This is a genomic window from Skermanella aerolata KACC 11604 (assembly GCF_000936425.1).
In the GTDB taxonomy this organism is placed as follows: domain Bacteria; phylum Pseudomonadota; class Alphaproteobacteria; order Azospirillales; family Azospirillaceae; genus Skermanella; species Skermanella aerolata.
This window is the reverse complement of sequence record NZ_AVFK01000018.1, coordinates 131,565-150,709: the sequence shown is the minus strand read 5'-3', so window position 1 is coordinate 150,709 and position 19,145 is coordinate 131,565. Positions and strand designations below refer to the sequence as shown.

Sequence of the window (19,145 nt, the reverse complement as noted above, 5' to 3'; positions counted from 1 at the left end):
CCAGAGGAATCCTCAATCGACGAGTCAATCTTCAATGCCGTTGGTATTATGGCAATGAATTCAGCTCTTCCGACAACAGCGGCACCTTGAGCCGACAGGAGCTTTCCAGCTCCCTCCAGGAGATCAGCCGTGAACTGGAAGGCCTGCGCAGCGAGATCGAGAAGGTGGGGACCGTTGCCCAGCAGATCGATGCGATCGCCAAGCAGACCAACCTGCTCGCCCTGAACGCCACGATCGAGGCTGCGCGCGCCGGTGAGGCGGGCAAGGGCTTCGCGGTCGTCGCCGGTGAAGTGAAGAACCTGTCCGGCCAGACCGCCGCCGCCACGGCGGAAATCTCCTCGGTCCTGCAAAGCCTGACCAAGCGCACCCAGCACCTGGGGCAGCTGGTCGAGAAGGCGATCAGTTCGGTCTGACATCGGCCGGCCGGCGGGTCGCCGGCTCGCCATTCCGTCGGTTCGATGCGAGGCGGCAGGCTTGTCGGCCCGGCCCGCCGCTTCGCTTCGGACCGGCCTCCAGGAATTACCGACTACGCAAACAGGCTGTAGACCCCATAGCCGACCAGCCCCACGACCGCCCATGACGCCAGGGCGGCGCTGATCAGGAAAGCGAAGCGGCGCCGAAGCGACCAGTCGCCTTCATTGGAAGTCCCGATCCGGTCCGAATAGTCGAACTCCGAACAGGGGCGGATCTCAGGTTCAGTCTTGCGGTAGAGGGCAGCCTGCTTCACGGTAAAATCCTCGCCAGACCCTGCGTTGTTCCCGGCATTAGGCGACCGCAATGCCTAATGTATCGTAAATGGTAATGAGCCCTCTTTTGTTCCAGAAGTAATAGCTCAAACTACTTACGTCTTCCAGGAAACGGCGGTCCGACTACCGCACGGCTTCGGCCGCACCCAGGATGGCGCTGGCTACCTCTTTGTAGTCGCCGTCGAAGTGATGCCCGCCGTTCATCCGCAGCTTGGATGCCCGGTCCAGCTCCGGCGCGGTGCAGCCGGTATCCTCTTCCTCGCTGCCATAGACGCATTGCAACGGGATCGCCGGGAGCTTGGCGATTTCGGCCAGCGTGTCTTCCGAATCGCTGGAGTCGACACCAAGCCAGCCGGCGATGCCGACCTCGAAATCCGCCTTCCTGGCGAAGCCCAGCAGCGATACCAGCCCGATCTGGGCGCGGCTTCGCTCGGGCATCCGGTTGATAGCGAACGGCAGCATGTCGGCACCGAACGAATAGCCGATCAGCAGCACCTTCGACTTGCCCCACTTCGCGGTGTAGTGCGAGATCATCCGGTCCAAGTCGTGGGCGATCGCCTCGGGACGCTGCTCGCGCCAGAAGTACCGGAGGGAGTCGACTCCGACCACGGGCATGCCCGACCGGGCCAGTTCCTGGCCGATCTGGCGGTCGATGTCGCGCCAGCCGCCGTCGCCCGACCAGAAGATCGCAAGCGTGTCTCCTCCTCCGCCCTTTGGGCTTTCGGCCGGAATCTCAACCAGCGGTATGTCTCCGACGCCGGTGGCCTGATCGTCCTCGGCCAGCCTGTCCAGCGACTCCATTACCGCTTCGCCCCAGCGGGCCGGCCTTGCGTCCAGCCGAACCGCCGACGGGGTCCGATCCATCACCGAATCCGTCGACTCCGCCGGGCATCCGGCCTTCGGCGTCGCCATCCAGGGGACTTGCGACTGTTCGGCAGCATGGAACCGGTAGCGCCCGCCGCCCTCGTCCGTCGTGGTCGTCGGCGCATCGGGGCAGAACGGGCGCGGCGCCAGATAGACCGGGCAGAAATCCAGCCCGATCCCGGCCGCGAAGGTGCCGGGCAGCGCTTCGGTGATCGCGGCATAGGCGAGCGCCGCGCCGGCGCCGATCCCGGCGACCGCCGGCGGGCGGTACTGGGTATAGGGAAGGTCCTTCTGCACCTGCTGGCTGACGGCCTCCAGATCGTTGACCGGGAACGAACAAGTATCGTCCGTCCTGTCCATGCCGGCCTGAAAGGCCTTGAGGTCGATGCCCAGGACGGTACGGCCCGACGCTGCTGCCTCCGCCGCCACGTCCTCCGCCCTGCTGTCCCAGCCGTCCTCGTCGGACACCAGAAGCAGGACATCCCTGGAGGTTCCCTCCGCCTCATAGCGCCTGACGGCGCCAAGCCTTCCGGAATCGGGCATCATGGTCGCACCGGATGCTTCGGCGGAGCCGCCCCCGTCGGGAGCGGCCGCCATGACCTCCGGCGCCAGCGCCAGCGCCGATGCCAGAAGAGCTGCCCCCAGCAGCGTCCCGGTGTTCTTCCTCACGCTCATTTGGCGATGGCTCCCCGGACGCCTCCGGATATCAGAGCCGTGGCATCCGTCAGGACCCGGGCGGTACCAAGACCGCCTGGGCAAGCCAGATACCGTGGCTCCCAGTTGGGTGAAAATTTCTGCTTGTACTGCCGTAAACCACGGAAATTGTAGAAACTCTCGCCACGCCGGAACACCATTGCGCCGATTCTGTTCCAAAACGGCGCCAGCGCCCGGGCATCAAGCCCCGACAGCGGGGCGACTCCGAGGCTGAACGCCTCGTAGCCACGCTCCTTGGCCCAAAGCAGGAGCTTGGTGAACAGGTAGTCCATCGTGAAGGGCGAAGCGTCGGGCAGGTAGCGCATCAGGTCGATGCTGGCCGTGCCGCCCTCCGCACCCTGCCACAGGTTGGCGAAGGCGACGACCCGGCCCTTCAGCCGGACCACGGCAAGATCGAACTCCGCCAGATAGGCCGGATCGAAGAACCCGACGGAGAACCGCTTCTCCCCGACATTCTTCAGGTTCAGCCACGCGTTGGAGATGGCCGCCAACTCGTCGATCATGCCGGGGACCGACTCCCTGGGGATTACCTCGAAGCTCAGGCCGTCGCGTTCCGCCCGCCGGACGATATAGCGCAAATCCTTGTTCGTCGGCCCTTCCAGGCTGAATCCGGCCAGATCGACCTGCGCCTCCTCGCCCAGCTTCAGCAGCGACATGCCGACGTCCAGGTAGCAGGGCAGGGCCTCCGCCGTCACCTGATAGAAGGCAGGACGGCCGCCTTGCCGGTCCACCATCTCGCGGAAGCGCCAGATCAGCTCCGCCTGCTGCGCCGCAGTCCCGACCGGATCGCCCAGCGCGATCCAGGTATGCCCCCGCACCCCGTACATCAGGAACGCCGTGCCGCTGTCGTCGAACAGGAACGCCTTGTCCCCCAGCAGCGCTATCGCGGCGTCCGACCGCGGCTGGTCCTTCAGGATGGCGCGCACCCGCTCCAGTTCCTCCTGCGTCGCAAGATGCGGCCGGGCCGGTGCCGCGCGCAGCAGATGCCCCAGACTGAGCGCCACGATGCCGAGCACCACGATGAACCCGGCCCGCAGGCTGCGCGGCGCATCGTCGGTCACGGCGAACTGCCACCACAGGCTGTTGGCATAGTCGACATAGCGGAACGAGAACAGCGTTAGCCAGATCGAGCCGGCGACCACGCCGGTAACCGCCAGCAGCCAGCCGGGCGTGAAGCTGAAGTCAGTCAGCGCCGCTTTACGATAGAATTCCCGCCGGCACGGCAGCAGCACCGCCAGGAAGACGCCCAGCAGAACGGCTTCCTCGTAGTCGAACCCCTTGGCCAGCGAAGCGGCGATCCCGGCTCCCAGCAGCACGACCGACAGCAGCCACGCCGCATCCAGCCGGCGCAGCAGCCCGCGCGCCAGGATCAGCAGGCCGAGCCCGGCCATGCTGCCCAGGATATGCGACGCCTCCACCACCGGCAGCGGCATCAGGTCCGTCACCATCAGCAGCCGGTCCTGAACGGCAGGCGTGGCGCCCGAGACCAGCAGCACCGCACCGCCCGCGAATACCATCGCGGCTCCTACCGGCGGCACCAGCCGGGGTGTCCAGCTCCCGACCCGGCGCAGCGTCCGCACCGCGGCATCGCGGTGCTCCGCCACCTCGCGCCCCGCCAGGACGACGCCCGCGACGGTCAGCGGCAGCAGGTAATAGATGACCCGGAAGACCAGCAGGGCACCCAGCACGCCGCCGGCTGCGGTGTGTGACCCGGCATCCGACAAACCCAGCAGGATCAGCGTCTCGAACACGCCGATTCCGCCCGGCACGTGGCTGACCAGCCCGACGACCAGCGCCGCGCTGTAGATGCTCAGGAACACGGGAAAGGAGACGCCGGCATCGGCGGGCAGCAGGACGTAAAGGGCGGCACCCGCCAGCGCCACGTCCGATGTCGCGATCAGGATCTGCGCCAGCATCATGCTGACCGACGGGAGCGCCAGGGAATAGCGACCGATCCTCAGCGGCTGGGGCAGCAGCGCCGCCGCTGCCAAGCAAAGCGGCAGCGGCAGGATCAGCGCTATTGCGGCGGCCCGGACTACGCCCGCCGGAACCCCGACCATCGCGGCCGCCGTTCCCGGCGCCGCCAGCAGGCCGAAGGCTCCAACCGCGGTCAGCCCGAAGCCAAAGGTCAGCCCGCAGAAGGCGACCACCTTCGCCACCTTCCCAGCGCTCATTCCGGCAGCAGAATAGATCCGGTAGCGTATCGATCCGCCGCTGAGCATGGCGAAGCCGACGCTGTTACTGACCGCATAGCCGGTGAAAGCCGCCAGCGCCGTCGTCCGCCACGGCAGCTCGGCCCCGGCATAGCGGATCGCCAGATAATCGTAGCCGGTCAGCGCGAAAAAGCTGAGCGCCGTCAACAGGAGCGACGCGGCCAGGACGGTGCCGGACAAGGCACCGACATGGGCTGCCACGTCGTCGTAATCGAAGTCGTAGGCAAGGTGGTAAAGGGCGAACAGCGCCAGGGCGAACATGACGGTGCCGGCCAGAAGTCCGGCATTGTCCCGGACCCGCTCAAGAAGCGCCGGAAGCGCTTTCCTGTGCTGTTCCAGGTCAAACCCGTCATGGTCCAGCCCGTCATTCGGACTGGGAGCGAAAGAGGCGGTCATTGCGGTACCGGATCAAATTACGTCAACGGTACCTTTCATAGCCTGATCAACCTTGCTGTCGGGTTGAACGGGCATGAACACCCTGTAATGTTGGGTAAATCCGACCGCCTCCGCCGCCAGAAAGCCGGTCAGCGCGGCTTTTCGCCGCTTATCCCCCGGATCTCCGCTTCCGGCTTGCTCGGCTCATGCATCACATCGGCCGCCTCCTTCAGCCCGCGCTCGATGGCGGACGGAGGGTTGCGCAGACCCGAGTCCGGTCCCGGGATGAAGTCTTCAGAACCGCCGCCCGGCGCATCCGCCGGGGACGGGGACTTGTCGTTTTCTGTCGCCATGATGCTCCACCTCCCTGTAGCCGGTTCGATGCACCGGCTACAGGGAAACAGGGCAGGAGCGATTAAGCTCCGGTCTTCGCTCCGGCGGCAGGATTGCCGGTCTCTCCGGCACCCTGCTCGGCCGGCGCATTGCGGCGCAGGCGATGCTCGCCCAGGTACAGCAGGATCGGAGCGGCGATGAAGATCGACGAGGACGTCGCCAGCACCACGCCGAACAGCAGGACGATGGCGAACTCCTGAAGCGCCTCGCCGCCGAACAGGGCCAGCGGCAGCGTCGCCAGGAAGATCGCGACCGACGTGCCGATCGTCCGGCTCAGCGTCTCGTTGATGCTCCGGTCGATCAGCTCGCCCAGCGGCATCTTGCGGTACAGCCGCAGGTTCTCGCGGACACGGTCATAGACGACGACCTTGTCGTTGATCGAGTAGCCCATGATCGTCAGGATCGCCGCGATCGCCGTCAGGTTGAACTGCATCCCCGTCAGCGCGAAGAAGCCGATCGTCTTGGTCACGTCCAGCAGCATGGTCACGACGGCGCCGACGCCGAACTGCCACTCGAATCGGAACCAGATATAGATCAGCATCGCGATGGCGGCGAGGCCGAGCGCCAGCATGCCCTGCTGGAACAGTTCGCCGCTGACCGAGGCGCCGACCGATTCGACACGCCGGATCTGGGTACCGGCGAACTCCGCCGCCAGCTTGTCCTGAACCGCCTTGACCGCGGCCTGCTGGTTCGCCTCGTCGCCGGGCTGGCGCTCGAAGCGGATCAGCACGTCGGTCGGCTGACCGAACTCCTGCAACTGTACGGGGCCGAGGTTGAGCTGGGACAGGCTCTCGCGCAGTTCGGAGAAATCGGCAGGCTCGGGCGTCCGGATCTCCATCACGATGCCGCCGGCGAAGTCGACGCCATAGTTCAGGCCCGGCTTGAAGAACAGGCCGATCGACGCGATGCTGAGCAGGACCGAGAAGATCAGGCCCAGGCGTTTGCCGCGCATGAAGCGGATCTTGGTATCGTCGGGCGCCAGCCGGAATCCTGTGGTGACCGACAGCACCTTGGGCCGGTTCTTCTTCAGCCACGTGACCATCAGCAGCCGGGTCACGACCGTCGCGGTGAACATCGACGTGATGATGCCGAGGCTGATGGTAACCGCGAAGCCGCGCACGGCGCCCGTGCCGACTGCGTACAGCAGCAGCATCTTGATCAGCGTGGTCAGGTTGGCGTCGACGATGGTGGCGAAGGCGCGGGTGAAGCCCGCCTCCATCGCGGCGAAGGCCGAGCGACCCTTCCGCGACTCCTCACGTATGCGCTCGTTGATCAGGATGTTGGCGTCGACCGACATGCCAAGCGTCAGCAGCAGGCCGGCGATGCCGGGCAGCGTCAGCGTCGCGTTCAGCAGCGACAGGCCCGCCACGGTCAGGAACAGGTTGAAGATCAGCGCGATATTGGCATACAGGCCGAACAGGCCGTACGACATGATCATGTAGCCGACCACCAGCACGAAGCCGACGAGGCAGGCGATGATGCCGGCCCTGATCGAATCGGCGCCCAGGTCGGGACCGATGGTCCGTTCCTCGACGATGGTCAGCGGGGCCGGCAGCGCGCCGGCGCGCAGCAGCACCGCCAGGTCGTTGGCCGACTGGGTCGTGAAGTTGCCGCTGATCTGGCCCCGGCCGCCGGTGATCGGCTCCCGGATGACCGGCGCGCTGATCACCTTGCCGTCGAGCACGATGGCGAAGGGCCGCCCGACATTCGCCCTGGTGATGTCCGCGAAGCGGCGGGCACCCGCGCTGTCGAACTCGAAGTTGACGACCCAGGTCCCCGACTGCTGGTCGGAGCCCGGCCGGGCGTCCAGCAGGGTGGCGCCGTCAACCTCGATCTTCTTGCGGACCAGATACTGCTGCCCGCGAGAGGCCGGGTCGATGGACGGAAGCCATTCGGTGCCGGGAGGGGCGGCGGTGCCGCGAGCCGCCGTCTCGTCGCCCAGCAGGTGGAACGTCATCTTGGCCGTCTGGCCCAGCAGCCGCTTGACCCGGTCCGGATCGGTGACGCCCGGCAGCTGCACCAGGATGCGGTTGCTGCCCTGGCGCGCGATCACCGGTTCGTTGACGCCTGTTTCGTCGATACGGCGGCGGACGATCTCGATCGACTGCTCGACGGCACGCGCCTGACGGTCGGAGATCCCGGCATCCGTCAGTGCCACCTGGACGCGCGGCCCGTCGTTGCTGAAGCTGAAGTCGCGCTGGGTCTGGCTGATCCCGCTGTTCAGCAGGTCGCCCAGCGCCGCGCGCGCGGCTTCGGCCTGCGATGCGTCGTTGAGGTTGAAGGTCACCGCGCGGTCGCGCACGGCCAGATCGGTGTAGCGGATATTGCCGTTCCGCAGCGCCGTCCGGGTCGTGTCCAGGGCGCCTTCCAGCCGCTCCCGGATGACGGTGTTCATATCGACTTCGAGCAGCAGATACGAACCACCCTGGAGGTCGAGACCCAGGCTGACGCGGTTCTGCGGCACCCAGGAAGGCAGGGTGCCCGGACTGATGAAGTTCGGCAGTGTGAACAGCACGCCGAGCGCGCAGACCACTGCGATCATCCAGATCTTGGCTTTCGAGAAGTGAAGCATGGTTGAGAGGTCCTTCAGACCAGCTTGATCATCAGAACGCCGCCGACAACCAGAACCAGGAACAGAAAGCTGACCAGCTTGAGCCGCGTTTCGATGAATTCCTGGATCGGTGCGCCGTAACGATACAGCAGTCCGGCCACGATGAAGAAGCGGCCGGCGCGGGAAATGATGGAAGCGACGATGAAGATGAAGAAGTCGAGCTTCGCCACGCCGGCTGTGATGGTCAGGAGTTTATAGGGGATGGGCGTCAGCCCCTTCGCCAGCAGGATCCAGGCCCCGTATTCGCGGAAACCATCCTGGAAAGCATGGAACTCCCTCTCCAGGTGGTAGAAGTCGACGATCGCCTGACCGATCGTCTCGTACAGGAAGAAGCCGATCGCATAGCCCAGTATGCCGCCAATGACCGACGACAGGGTGCAGAGCAGGGCGAGGCGGAACCATTGGTCGCGCCGCGCCAGCACCATCGGCACCAGCAGCACGTCGGGCGGCAGCGGAAAGACTGAGCTTTCCGCAAAGGAGATCAGGCAAAGCCAGAAGGTTCCGGCAGGGCTGCCGGCTTTAGCCAAGGCCCAGCGATAGGTTTTTTCAAGCACGTCGAACTCGCGGGGCAGGGCGCCGGGATCGTATCCGGGCACCTGGGTTCCAGGGAAATGGCGATGGGGCTATAATGGTGGCCGGCTGGTAACGGCGGCCCTTCATGGCCGCTACGGTTCAGGCCGAAGCGGGAGGACCCGTCGGTATGCGCGGGGTAGCCCTGCCGACATCTTCGGCAGGCACCTTGATATGCACCGTCCCGGAGGGAGCCAGCCGTTTCCACTCGACGGTGAATGCGGGCGGAACCGGAACCAGCGGAGCCGGCTGGGGCACCTGCGGATCGCGCAGCGCCGGACGCGACACCTCGATGAAGGTCTGGCGGGGCAGATAGAACTTGCCGGGCGGCGGATTGCCGTCCCGGCTGTCGCTGCCGGCCCCGGCCGGCGCCTTTGCCGCGGGATCGGTCGCGGCGGAAACTATTCCGTCCCCATGCCCCAAGGAATCGGCTGCCGACCACCCGACGGCGCACAGCAGGCAAAGGACGACCATGAGAGCGACGGCTCTCACACCCTTCCTCGTGCTGGCGCTTATTCGGACTGGTCCCGGCATCGTTCTCTCTAGCGGAGCAAACCAGCCGGGACCCTACACGCCGTTCCTTTATGAAACCAGAATATTCAACCGTCCGGCCGGGGCCGACCCTATTCCTCCACCTGCCCGAACAGGTAGTCGATATCCGTCGTGCCCAATGCCCCGAACAGCCCGGTCCCCTCGATCGTCGCGGCGGCAAGGTTGCCCTTGCGCAGTTGCAGCTCGAGGATGCGCTCCTCGACCGTGTTGGCCGCGATCAGCTTGTAGACGAAGACCGGCTTGTCCTGCCCGATCCGGTGCGCCCGGTCGGTCGCCTGGTTTTCCGCCGCCGGGTTCCACCACGGGTCATAGTGGATCACGGTGTCGGCGGCGGTCAGGTTCAGCCCTCGCCCGCCCGCCTTCAGGCTGATCAGGAACACCGGCACCTCGCCGCGCTGGAAGCGCTCGACCGGCTCGGTCCGGTCGCGGGTCGATCCGGTAAGCTCGACGAAGGGGATGCCCGCCTTCTTCAGCTCCGGCTTGATCAGTTCCAGCATCGACGTGAACTGCGAGAAGATCAGGATGCGCCGGCCCTCCGGCACCATCTCGCTGACCATCTCGATCAGGCCGTCCAGCTTTGCGCTCTCGGCCACGGCGGCAGCCGCCGCGATCTTGACCAGGCGGGGGTCGCAGCAGACCTGCCGAAGCTTCAGCAGGGCGTCGATCACCGTGATGGCGTTCCGCGACAGCCCGCTGTCGGCGATGGCGGCGCGGACCTTCTCGTGGACCGACAGCCGGATCGTCTCGTACAGGTCGCGCTGCTCCTGGCCCAGGTCGATGTGGCGGATGACCTCGGTCTTCGGCGGCAGCTCCTTGGCTACCTCCGCCTTGGTCCGGCGCAGCAGGAAGGGGCGGGTGCGGCGGACCAGATGGGATGCCCGAGTGGCGTCGCCGCGCTTCTCGATCGGCGTCCGGAAGCGCTTCTGGAAGTCCTTGCGGTCGCCCAGCAGCCCCGGCATCAGGAACGCGAACTGAGCCCACAGCTCGCCCAGGTTGTTCTCGACCGGCGTGCCCGACAGGCACAGGCGATGGCGGGCGCTCAGGCCGCAGACCGCGCGGGTGGCCCGGCTGTCCGGATTCTTGATCGCCTGCGCTTCGTCCAGCACCACCAGATGCCACATGAAGTCGCGCATCAGGTCGATGTCGCGCGCGACCACGCCATAGGTGGTCACCACGATCTGCGCCGAGTCGACCTCGTTCCGCTTCTCGTGCCGGTCCAGTCCGTGCAGCACCAGCGTCCGCAGGTGCGGGACGAACCGCTTCGCCTCGCTGGTCCAGTTGTGGACCAGACTGGTCGGCACCACGACGAGGCACGGATCGGTCATCCGGCCCTGCTCGTGCTCCAGCGCTATATGCGCCAGCGTCTGCGCCGTCTTGCCCAACCCCATGTCGTCGGCCAGGATGCCGGCGACGTCGTTGGCGGCGAGGCTCTGGAGCCACGCCAGGCCGGTCCGCTGATAGTCGCGCAGTTCGCCCTGGAAGCTGACCGGCGGCTGGACCTCCGGCAGGACATCGTCGTCGCGCAGCTTGCGGAGGAAGCTTTCGATCTGCTTCGTCTCGTCGGGCCGCCTGGACACCAGATCGTCGATGTCGATCAGCAGGTCGGCTTCCGCCAGCGGCACCTGGATCTTTTCGTCCAACCGGCGCCCGCTGTCCAGCATCGCCTCCAGCACGCTGAACAGCCGCTCCACCCGTTCGGCCGGCAGCGCCAGCACGCTCCCGTCATCGAGCACGATCTGCGCCTTGCCGTCGATCACCTTGGTCGCGGCCATGCCGCCCCGATCGATCAGTCGGGCCAGGATCGGCAGCAGCGGCCGGCGCAGGCCATCGACCTCGACGCCGATATCCATGTCGAACCAGCCTTCGCCGGCATCGCGCACCACGACGCCGACATCGCCGGTCGGCTCGATCATCCGGGTCCCGAAATCGGAGCCGATGTCGATCTTCCAGCCTTCCTTTTCCAGATCAGGGACATGGGTCGTGAAGAACGAGCGCCACGCGCCGTCGACATCCTTGCCGGCCATCCGGTGAACGCGCGTCCCGCGGTCGTTCAGCGTGCCCTTCGGCGGCTCGATCCTGAGCTGGGCGAATCCGATCTGCGCAAGCCGCACCATGGCGGCCTGCTCGGCCACCTTGTCGCGACGGGCGAACAGGGGCGGGCCGTCACCCTCCTCGATCTTGGCGAACTGCCTCTGGTCGTCCGGCTCGATCTCGGCGGGCCGGTCCTTCTCACCGTAGTCGAACGACAGCCGAAGGATGTCGATCAGGCCTTCGCCGGGCGATGTCACGCGGCTCAGCCGCGCCGTGACGACCGGGCTGCGCTCGATGATGACGGCGGCCTCGGACTTCGGCATGCGAGGCGGCGGGTCGGCGGCGACCATTCGCGGCGCCGCCTTCTTCATCGCCTTGCGGGTCGTGATCACCGGCTTCTGCGGGATGGGCACAGCGCCGGCCGATTTCGGCGCCATGACGATCTGAAGCTCAACCGGGAAGATTTGGCCGGCTCCCGGATCGACGCACCAGTAGCCCAGCCCCTTGATCAGCGCGCCGCCTTCGGGCAACCCCGTCGGCAGCAGCTTGTTCGTCCTGGGGTCGCGAAAGGCGCGGACCGTCCGCTTCGGCTCGCCTGTCGTGACGACGCCGCTCAGCACGGCGCCGGTATGCCAGCGCAGGCGTTCCGTCGCCAGCAGGCAGCGCAGCATCTTGTCGACGCCGTCAGCCTTGCCCTTCGGGACCGCCGTGCGGATCATCCCGCCGGAGCCGAGCAATCGCGCGACCGTCCGGTCGGTCCCCGCCTGCTCGATCCCGGCAACCTTCTCGATGATCTCGCGCGGGGTGGCGGGCATCTCAACGCCGTTGCCGGTATCCAGGGTCGCGGTGACGAACAGGGCGACGTCGCCCTGTCCCGGCTCGATGGTCCAGAACGCCTTGGGGATCGCCCGCGTCTGGACAGGCGCCGCCGCCGGCTTCGGTGCCGCGGATTTCATGACTTCACCAGGTTTCGTCTTGAGCAAATCGATCATCGATGTTTGAACGGGCCGCCGCCACTGCGGCCTTGTATCCAGCGCCAGCAGCGCCGCCGCCGCCATATGGGCACAGGCGGGCCTGGCGCAAGTGCAGGTGCGGTCCAGGGCCACCCTTTGGGCGCGGTGGACCGGCGACACAGTCACCTCGTGCGTCCGCCCCAGGTCCGAAACCGTGGCCCTTATGCGATCTTCCGCCGGACCCAGGCGCACCTCTCCCAGCAGGACCAGACTGCGGCCACGCTGGAGGGTTTTCTGGTCGAAGACCCTCGACAGGTCCTCTTCGGCAAAGGGAACGGGGGCGACGGCGGGGGACGAGGCCCGCGCAGTGTGGTTGGCCGTTGACATGTATTTTGAAGACTGAATGTTACGAAGGCTCAAGCGGCGGGAAAAAACGGCGAAGGGGGAGAATACCGATTCCATCCCCTCAACGCCACATAACTATGAACCGTTGCGGATCCGAATAATGGGCGAGGACCTCGGCGACAGGCTGTTGCGAACGGTATAGCTTTGCCCGACTTGCATGACAGGGGACGAAATTATGGCCGCCGGCGCGAAATTCACGACGGGGTCGCCGCTGCGCCACGTCGCCGTCATGACGACGACAGGCTCGATCGGACTGATGGCGGTGTTCGCGGTCGATCTCGCCAACCTGTTCTATATCTCCATCCTGGGCGTCAAGGAACTGGCGGCGGCCGTGGGGTTCGCCGGCGCCGTCCTGTTCTTCCAGATATCGCTCTGCATCGGCCTGACCATCGGGGCAGGGGCCATAGTCGCCCGTGCTATCGGCGCCGGCGACCGGGAACAGGCGCGGCGGCTGGCAGGGTCCAGCCTCGTCTGGATGGGCTTGGTCACCACCGCCATCGGCCTGCTGACCATTCCCTTCCTCGACCCGATCCTGTCGGCGCTCGGGGCCCATGACGAAACCAAGCTGTTCGCCGTCAGCTACCTTCGGATCGTGTCGCCGACCCTGCCGCTCCTCGGCATCGGCATGTGCCTGTCGGCCCTGCTGCGGGCCGTCGGCGATGCCCGGCGGGCGATGAACGTCACGCTGTTCGCCGGCCTCGCCACGGCGGTGCTCGACCCGATCCTGATCTTCGGCTTCGACCTGGACCTCGTCGGCGCCGCCATCGCGGCACTCCTGTCGCGCGGCGTCCTGTTCTATATCGGCTGGCACGGAGCGGTGCGGGTCCATGATCTGGTGGCATGGCCAAAGGCGTCGTCCCTGATCCCCGACGGCAAGGCGCTGTTCAGCGTCGCCGGTCCCGCTACCCTCACGAACATCGCGACTCCGGTCGCTTCCGCCTACGTCACCTACAGCATGGCCAAATTCGGCGACGCGGCTGTCGCTGGGCTGGCCATCGCCGATCGGATCGTGCCGGTGGCGTTCGGCGTCATCTTCGCCTTGACCGGAGCGGTCGGCCCGATCTTCGCCCAGAATCTCGGTGCCCATCGCTACGACCGGATCGCGGAAACACTCCGGGCTGCCCTGTTCGTAATGCTGGGCTATGTGCTCAGCGTCTGGCTGCTGCTGTTCCTGGGGCAGGACATCGTCGTCCGCATCTTCTCGGCTACCGGGATCACGGCCGATCTCGTCCGGCTGTTCTGCAACGTGGCGGCCGGCGGCTTCCTGTTCGTCGGCTGCCTGTTCGTCGCCAACTCCGCCTTCAACAACCTTGGATTCCCGCTGCTCTCGACCGTGTTCAACTGGGGTCGGGCGACGCTCGGAACGATCCCTTTCGTGACGCTGGGCGCCTGGATGTGGCAGGCCGAGGGTGTCCTCTACGGCCAGATGGCCGGCGCCCTGATCTTCGGACTGGCGGCCTTGCTGACCGCATTCCGCGTCGTCGGCCGGCTCGGACGCGACCTCGACCGCCGAGATCAGCCGGACTGGAGCGCTCCCGCCCCCGTCCCAGCCACCGGCAAGGCCGCCCTCGCGACGCTTACGGCTTCCGCGTCGCGAACTCCGAAAGGGTAGAATCGAATAAAGAAACCTACACTGAGAGATGCCAAGATCAAGTCTTGGCATGACGAGTTTGCAGGTAATGTGTCTTAATCCGTCATGCCAAGACTTGATCTTGGCATCTCCCGTCATCAGGTCTGCTTACCGACCCAACGCCAAAAACCCCTTCTACTGCGGCACCTTCTCGCGCAGCCCATCCGCCTTCGGGATAAGCCTGATCTCCAGCGCCGCCCGGCGCCCCCTGACCGGCACGAACTGAAGCGGATGGTCGCCAAGGTCGATGCCCGCATGGGCCTCGACCTCGCGGCTAACCACCAGCTCGACATTGTTGTCCTTCGCGATCTGCTCCAGCCGGGCCGTCGTGTTGACCGGGTCGCCGATGGCGGTGAAGGACCGCGCGGTGCCATAACCCATTTCTCCCAGGATCACGGTCCCGGAATGGACGCCGATCGCGACCCGCAGCGGCGTCGGCAGGTCGTGCTCCAGCTCGACGTTCAGGCGCGCGATCCGCGTCGCGATGGCGCCCGCAGCCGCCAGCGCGTCGGCGGCGGCCCGTGCCGGATCGTCCTCGGTGCCGAACAGCGCCATCACGCCGTCGCCGATGAACTTGTCGATATGTCCGTTGTTGCCCTCGACCGCCTGTCCGACCGCCTCGAAATAGCGGTTCAGGATGAAGACCACGTCATAGGGCAGGCGCGATTCGGCAAGCGTCGTGAATCCGCGAAGATCGGCGAACAGGATCACGACTTCCCTTTCCTGTCCCTCCAGATGCGTCGACGGCTGGAGAGCCAGTTCCGGGGTGGACGCGGGGGGCATCAGCGTCCGCACCACCAGGCTGTGCCGGGGTCTGACCTGACAGGCGAGCCGGACATCGTCCGCGGCGCCGATCCGGGTCAGGACCTTCCGCTCGGTAGACGAAGGCGGTGGCAGATGCTCCCGGCCCGCGCCGACGCTGACCCGGCAGGTCGAACACCGCCCCCGCCCGCCGCAGACCGAGGCATGGGGAACGGCGTAGGCGCGGCTCATCTCCAGGATGCTGGCGCCCGGCAGCAGCGTCACGACGGGACCGTCCGCATAGGTCAGGGTGAAGGTGCCGAACCGGGACGAAAAGAGATTGCGGACGATGCGGGCGACCAGCGTCAGGACGATCAGCGCCGCGAAGCCGTAGCGGAACATCAGTCCCGTTTCCGAAACGAAGGCGGCGGTCTGCGGCCCCGGGACGCGCGCGTTGGCGATGATCAGCGAAATGACCGCGCTATCCTCGGTTTCGACCAGGAGCGCCCGTCCAGAGACGACGAAGCCGAGCAGCGCCAGCGTCGGCACCAGCACGGCCAGGGTGAACAGTCCCGGCGCCACCGCCCTGTACCAGGGCCGCAGCCTCAGCCAGAAATGCAGTCCCATGCAGCCATGGACCCACGACACGATCATGACGACGCTTTGAAGCACACCCAGATGCGGGGCCAGCCGCCAGTAGGTCAGCTGCACCAGGGCATAGTTCGGGTTGACGCCGTAGAGTTCGGAAACTGCGCGCGTGCCCAGGACATGCTCCACCAGCAGGAATGGGATCGACAGCCCGAGCAGCAGCTGCATGACCTGCCACGACGGCATCCGCATCACCCGCCGGTCGTACAGCGACCATAGCGCATGGGCCGAATGCGTCAGGGCGGCGGCCAGGACGACCATCCAGCCGCCGGGAAACTGCCAGGAAAGGATCCAGCGCCACTCGTCCATCGCCTGGAGCGATGCCAGTCCCAAGGAGTGGTTCAGCATGTGCGTCAGCACATAGGCAAACAGAACCACTCCAGAAATCGTGCGTAACTGGAGAAAGCGCCGGCTCGCGGACAAAGTGGGCATATCAACTCGTGCTGATGGTCAAGCCTTTGGTCAAGGCGGCATGAGACTAGCTCACCTGGGTTTGAAACACGCTTTGACCAGAGGTGGCATCAACTTCATCGAACGGACATGCGGCGTCGACGGCGGATCCCAGGGTCGGATCCGCCGGCTGATCGACGCCCGGAACTGACGGAGATCAGGCCTTGCGCGAGCGATCGTAGATGTCCTTGTAGGACTCCCGCAGAAGGTTCTTCTGCACCTTGCCCATGGTATTGCGTGGAAGCTCATCGACGAACAGCACGCGTTTAGGCTGCTTGTACTTCGCCAGCCTGCCGTCCAGGGCCGCCAGCACGCCGCGCTCGTCCAGGTCGGCTCCCTTCTTCGGCACGACGACGGCCGTGACGCCCTCGCCGAAGTCCGCGTGCGGCACGCCAATCACGGCGCTTTCGAATACGCCGGGCAGGGCGTCGATCTCGACCTCGATCTCCTTGGGATAGACGTTGTAGCCGCCGGTGATGACAAGGTCCTTGCCGCGGCCGACGATGTGGACATAGCCGCGCTCGTCGATCTTGCCGAGATCGCCGGTGATGAAGAAGCCGTCGGTCCGAAATTCCGACGCCGTCTTCTCCGGCATACGCCAATATCCCTTGAAGACGTTCGGCCCCTTGACTTCGATCATCCCGATCTCGCCCTGTGCCAGCGGCGTGCCGTTCTCCGGATCGACGACCCGGACCTCGACCCCCGGCAGCGGCATCCCGACCGTACCGGCGACGCGGTCGCCGTCATACGGGTTGGACGTGTTCATGTTGGTCTCGGTCATGCCGTAGCGTTCCAGGATGCGGTGTCCGGTCCGCTCGGCCCAGGCCTCGTGCGTTTCCGTCAGCAGTGGCGCCGACCCGGACACGAACAGCCGCATATGTGCCGTCGCCTCGCGGGTCAGCCCCGGATGCTGGAGCAGACGCACGTAGAAGGTCGGGACGCCCATCATGACTGTGGCCCTGGACATCAGCCTCAGCATCTCGTCCGGGTCGAAGCGCGACGCGAAGATCATCGACGACCCGGCCATCAGCGTGACGTTGGTCGCGACGAACAGGCCGTGGGTATGGAAGATCGGCAACGCGTGAAGTAGGACGTCGTCGCCCGTGAAGCGCCAGACCTCGGCCAGCGTCCGCGCATTGGACGCCAGGTTGTCGTGGCTCAGCATGGCGCCCTTGGACCGCCCCGTCGTGCCCGAGGTGTAGAGGAAAGCCGCCAGATCGTCCGGCCCCCGGTCGATATCGGCGAACTCGGCCGGCATGCCCGCCGCCGCTTCCAGCAGGGAACCGGCTCCACCCGTGCCCAGGGTCTCGACCGCCGCGACGCCCTTGGACCGCGCCAGCGGTTCCAGTCCCACCTTGCCCTCCGGCGAGCAGACGACCACCTTGGGTTCGGCGTCGCCGATGAAATAATCCAGTTCCGTCAGGGTATAAGCGGTGTTGAGCGGCAGATAGACGGCGCCGGCCCGGATGCAGGCCAGATAGAGCACGATCGCCTCGGCGCTCTTTTCCGTCTGGACCGCCACGCGGTCGCCGGGCTCCACTCCGCGCCGGACCAGCAGGTTGGCGATCCTGCCGGATAGATTGACCGCACCGCCATAGGTAACGACGCCGCTGGGCTGCTCGATGAAAGTCCGGTCTGCGGCCGGCATGTGGCTGCGCATCAGCGCGAAGAGATGGTTGCTCATTCCGTTATTCCTGCTCTTTGGCCCGAACTTCACCTTGGGATGCGGCCTGGACTTTGTCCTGGCTCCCGGACGCCTTGCCTTTCTGGCTTTCCTGCTTCGGAGCGGCTGCCTTGGACAGCAGTTTCCGGACGGCGGGAGCCGCCACAACCTCGCCCTTGGTGGCGAAAAGCTCGTGGTTGGTCTCGATGTCGTCCAGCTTATAAAGATAATTGACCATCAGGCCATGCGCCTGCTTCATTCCGCGCGGCGACAGGTCGCCCAGGAAGTTCATCCGCTCCAGCCGGGCGCCGTTGCCCAGGTGGAAGCGCGCGACCGGATCGACCGGCTTGCCCGAGGCCGACCGGGCCTTCAGCATATAGGCGGCGGCGACGGGGATCAGGGCTGCCTTGACGGCTTCCCGCTTGCCGGCATCCTCGGTCCAGTCCGGCCGGTCGAGCAGGGCCAACGCCGCCCTGTCCTGGGCCGATACCATGGCGGACTCCTCGTCGGCCCGCTGGGAGGCCAGCCAGCCGGCGAATCCGGGTACCGGCGACAGCGTCACGAAGGTATTCAAGTCCGGCAACTCGCGCTTCAGGTCCTCGACCACCTGCTTGATCAGGAAATTGCCGAACGAAACGCCCCGCAGCCCTTCCTGGCAGTTGGAGATCGAGTAGAAGACGGCGGTGGTCGCCTCATCGGCGGCGATCGGCTCGCGGTCCTCCGCCAGCAGCGTGCCGATGGCGGCCGGGATCTCCTTCGACAGCGCCACCTGGACGAAAATCAGCGGCTCGTCCAGCAGCTGCGGGTGGAAGAAGGCGAAGCAGCGCCGGTCCGAAGGCTCCAGCCGCCGGCGCAGGTCGTTCCAGTCCCGGATGGTGTGGACCGCCTCGTAGCGGATGATCTTCTCCAGGATGTTCGCCGGCGTCGTCCAGTCGATCCGGCGCAGCACCAGGAAACCCCGGTTGAACCAGGACGAGAATAGATGCGCGAAATCGGCGTCCAGCGCTTCCAGGTCCGGATGCGTCTTGAGATGCCGGGCCAGCTCCTCGCGGATGCGGACCAGCGCCTCGGTGCCGTGGGGCGCCAGGTTGAGGCGGCGGATCACCTCCTGCCGGCGCGGCTCGGCCGCCTTGTGGAGGGTCATGATCGTCTTGGCGTTGGGCTCCGCGCGGTAGATCTCGATCGCGCGGTCCAGCTTCGCCCGGTCGGGACCGAAGCGCTCGGCCAGGGTCGTCAGGAAGGCCCGCCGGCCATCGGTGTCCAGCTTCTGCCAGACGCTCAGGATTTCAGCGGCGAGTGCCACGCCCGACGCCTCGCCACGGCCGCTCAGCAGCGCCTCGAACAGCGCCGCCACGTCGGTCCGGCCGGCGGAGTCGCCGTGACCGCCCTGCATTCCAAGCAGCGAGCGCCCCCGGTCCGCGATGGAAACCATCAGGTCGCCCAGAAACGAAGTGCTCGTCGTCATTCCGCAGGCCTCGCCACCGTTACTGGATTTCGCATCGGTCTTCCTCCACACTGGGTCTTGTATGCGATAAGCGCCGTTGTGCATCATGAAGCCGCCTTTTGCGCACAATGTCAACCGTTCT

General features: G+C 66.1%; 13 protein-coding genes. 2 read left to right on the top strand and 11 right to left on the bottom strand.

Going from position 1 to position 19,145, the window contains the following annotated elements:
• The first annotated feature begins 86 nt into the window (after positions 1-86).
• A complete protein-coding gene (locus N826_RS45760) occupies positions 87-413 on the top strand; it encodes a methyl-accepting chemotaxis protein (RefSeq protein ID WP_044432129.1) in 327 nt (108 codons plus the stop codon).
• 113 nt (positions 414-526) lie between these two features.
• Here N826_RS45760 and N826_RS21340 read toward each other — a convergent pair whose 3' ends face one another.
• The 8 genes from N826_RS21340 to N826_RS21305 all read right to left on the bottom strand — a co-directional run bounded on the left by N826_RS21340 (position 527) and on the right by N826_RS21305 (position 12,409).
• Positions 527-727, bottom strand: coding sequence for a hypothetical protein (locus tag N826_RS21340; protein ID WP_044432128.1), 201 nt, complete (start codon positions 725-727; stop codon positions 527-529).
• A 142-nt stretch (positions 728-869) separates the two neighbouring features.
• Positions 870-2,285: a virulence factor family protein gene (locus tag N826_RS21335; protein WP_044432126.1), complete on the bottom strand. Its 1,416-nt coding sequence runs from the start codon at positions 2,283-2,285 to the stop codon at positions 870-872.
• Positions 2,282-4,933: a bifunctional lysylphosphatidylglycerol flippase/synthetase MprF gene (mprF, locus tag N826_RS21330; protein ID WP_052831724.1), complete on the bottom strand. Its 2,652-nt coding sequence runs from the start codon at positions 4,931-4,933 to the stop codon at positions 2,282-2,284. The genes N826_RS21335 and mprF overlap by 4 nt, the downstream gene beginning before the upstream one ends.
• Before the next feature lie 128 nt (positions 4,934-5,061).
• Positions 5,062-5,265, bottom strand: coding sequence for a hypothetical protein (locus N826_RS21325; RefSeq protein WP_044432124.1), 204 nt, complete (start codon positions 5,263-5,265; stop codon positions 5,062-5,064).
• 62 nt (positions 5,266-5,327) lie between these two features.
• Positions 5,328-7,877 carry a protein translocase subunit SecD gene (gene secD / locus N826_RS21320; RefSeq protein WP_044432123.1) on the bottom strand — a complete coding sequence of 850 codons (2,550 nt, stop codon included), beginning with the start codon at positions 7,875-7,877 and terminating at the stop codon, positions 5,328-5,330.
• A 14-nt stretch (positions 7,878-7,891) separates the two neighbouring features.
• Positions 7,892-8,512, bottom strand: coding sequence for a YqaA family protein (locus N826_RS21315; protein ID WP_373866639.1), 621 nt, complete (start codon positions 8,510-8,512; stop codon positions 7,892-7,894).
• A 76-nt stretch (positions 8,513-8,588) separates the two neighbouring features.
• Positions 8,589-8,978: a hypothetical protein gene (locus N826_RS21310; protein WP_147040856.1), complete on the bottom strand. Its 390-nt coding sequence runs from the start codon at positions 8,976-8,978 to the stop codon at positions 8,589-8,591.
• Between the two features lie 131 nt (positions 8,979-9,109).
• Entirely contained in the window at positions 9,110-12,409 is a 3,300-nt protein-coding gene (locus N826_RS21305) for a DEAD/DEAH box helicase (RefSeq protein WP_044432119.1), read from the bottom strand.
• Between the two features lie 193 nt (positions 12,410-12,602).
• On the opposite strand from N826_RS21305, the gene N826_RS21300 reads away from it, so the two are divergent.
• The gene (locus N826_RS21300; protein WP_244619647.1) at positions 12,603-14,039 is read left to right on the top strand and encodes an MATE family efflux transporter; all 1,437 of its coding nucleotides are present in this window, start codon (positions 12,603-12,605) and stop codon (positions 14,037-14,039) included.
• A gap of 153 nt (positions 14,040-14,192) precedes the next feature.
• Here N826_RS21300 and N826_RS21295 read toward each other — a convergent pair whose 3' ends face one another.
• The 3 genes from N826_RS21295 to N826_RS21285 form a co-directional block, all read right to left on the bottom strand.
• Positions 14,193-15,824, bottom strand: a complete 1,632-nt coding sequence (locus tag N826_RS21295; RefSeq protein WP_052831722.1) for an adenylate/guanylate cyclase domain-containing protein — start codon at positions 15,822-15,824, stop codon at positions 14,193-14,195.
• Between the two features lie 229 nt (positions 15,825-16,053).
• On the bottom strand, positions 16,054-17,580 hold the full coding sequence (locus tag N826_RS21290) for a malonate--CoA ligase (protein ID WP_044432113.1): 1,527 nt from the start codon (positions 17,578-17,580) through the stop codon (positions 16,054-16,056).
• 4 nt (positions 17,581-17,584) lie between these two features.
• Positions 17,585-19,024 carry a malonyl-CoA decarboxylase gene (locus N826_RS21285; protein ID WP_063772290.1) on the bottom strand — a complete coding sequence of 480 codons (1,440 nt, stop codon included), beginning with the start codon at positions 19,022-19,024 and terminating at the stop codon, positions 17,585-17,587.
• Positions 19,025-19,145 lie beyond the last annotated feature (121 nt).

What these genes read in the sequence shown, in the direction of transcription:
- N826_RS21285 (WP_063772290.1), bottom strand. Translation starts at nt 19,024, where the DNA reads ATGACGACGAGCACTTCGTTTCTGGGCGACCTGATGGTTTCCATCGCG.
- mprF (WP_052831724.1), bottom strand. Translation starts at nt 4,933, where the DNA reads ATGACCGCCTCTTTCGCTCCCAGTCCGAATGACGGGCTGGACCATGAC.
- secD (WP_044432123.1), bottom strand. Translation starts at nt 7,877, where the DNA reads ATGCTTCACTTCTCGAAAGCCAAGATCTGGATGATCGCAGTGGTCTGC.
- N826_RS21305 (WP_044432119.1), bottom strand. Translation starts at nt 12,409, where the DNA reads ATGTCAACGGCCAACCACACTGCGCGGGCCTCGTCCCCCGCCGTCGCC.
- N826_RS21325 (WP_044432124.1), bottom strand. Translation starts at nt 5,265, where the DNA reads ATGGCGACAGAAAACGACAAGTCCCCGTCCCCGGCGGATGCGCCGGGC.
- N826_RS21335 (WP_044432126.1), bottom strand. Translation starts at nt 2,285, where the DNA reads ATGAGCGTGAGGAAGAACACCGGGACGCTGCTGGGGGCAGCTCTTCTG.
- N826_RS21300 (WP_244619647.1), top strand. Translation starts at nt 12,603, where the DNA reads ATGGCCGCCGGCGCGAAATTCACGACGGGGTCGCCGCTGCGCCACGTC.
- N826_RS21290 (WP_044432113.1), bottom strand. Translation starts at nt 17,580, where the DNA reads ATGAGCAACCATCTCTTCGCGCTGATGCGCAGCCACATGCCGGCCGCA.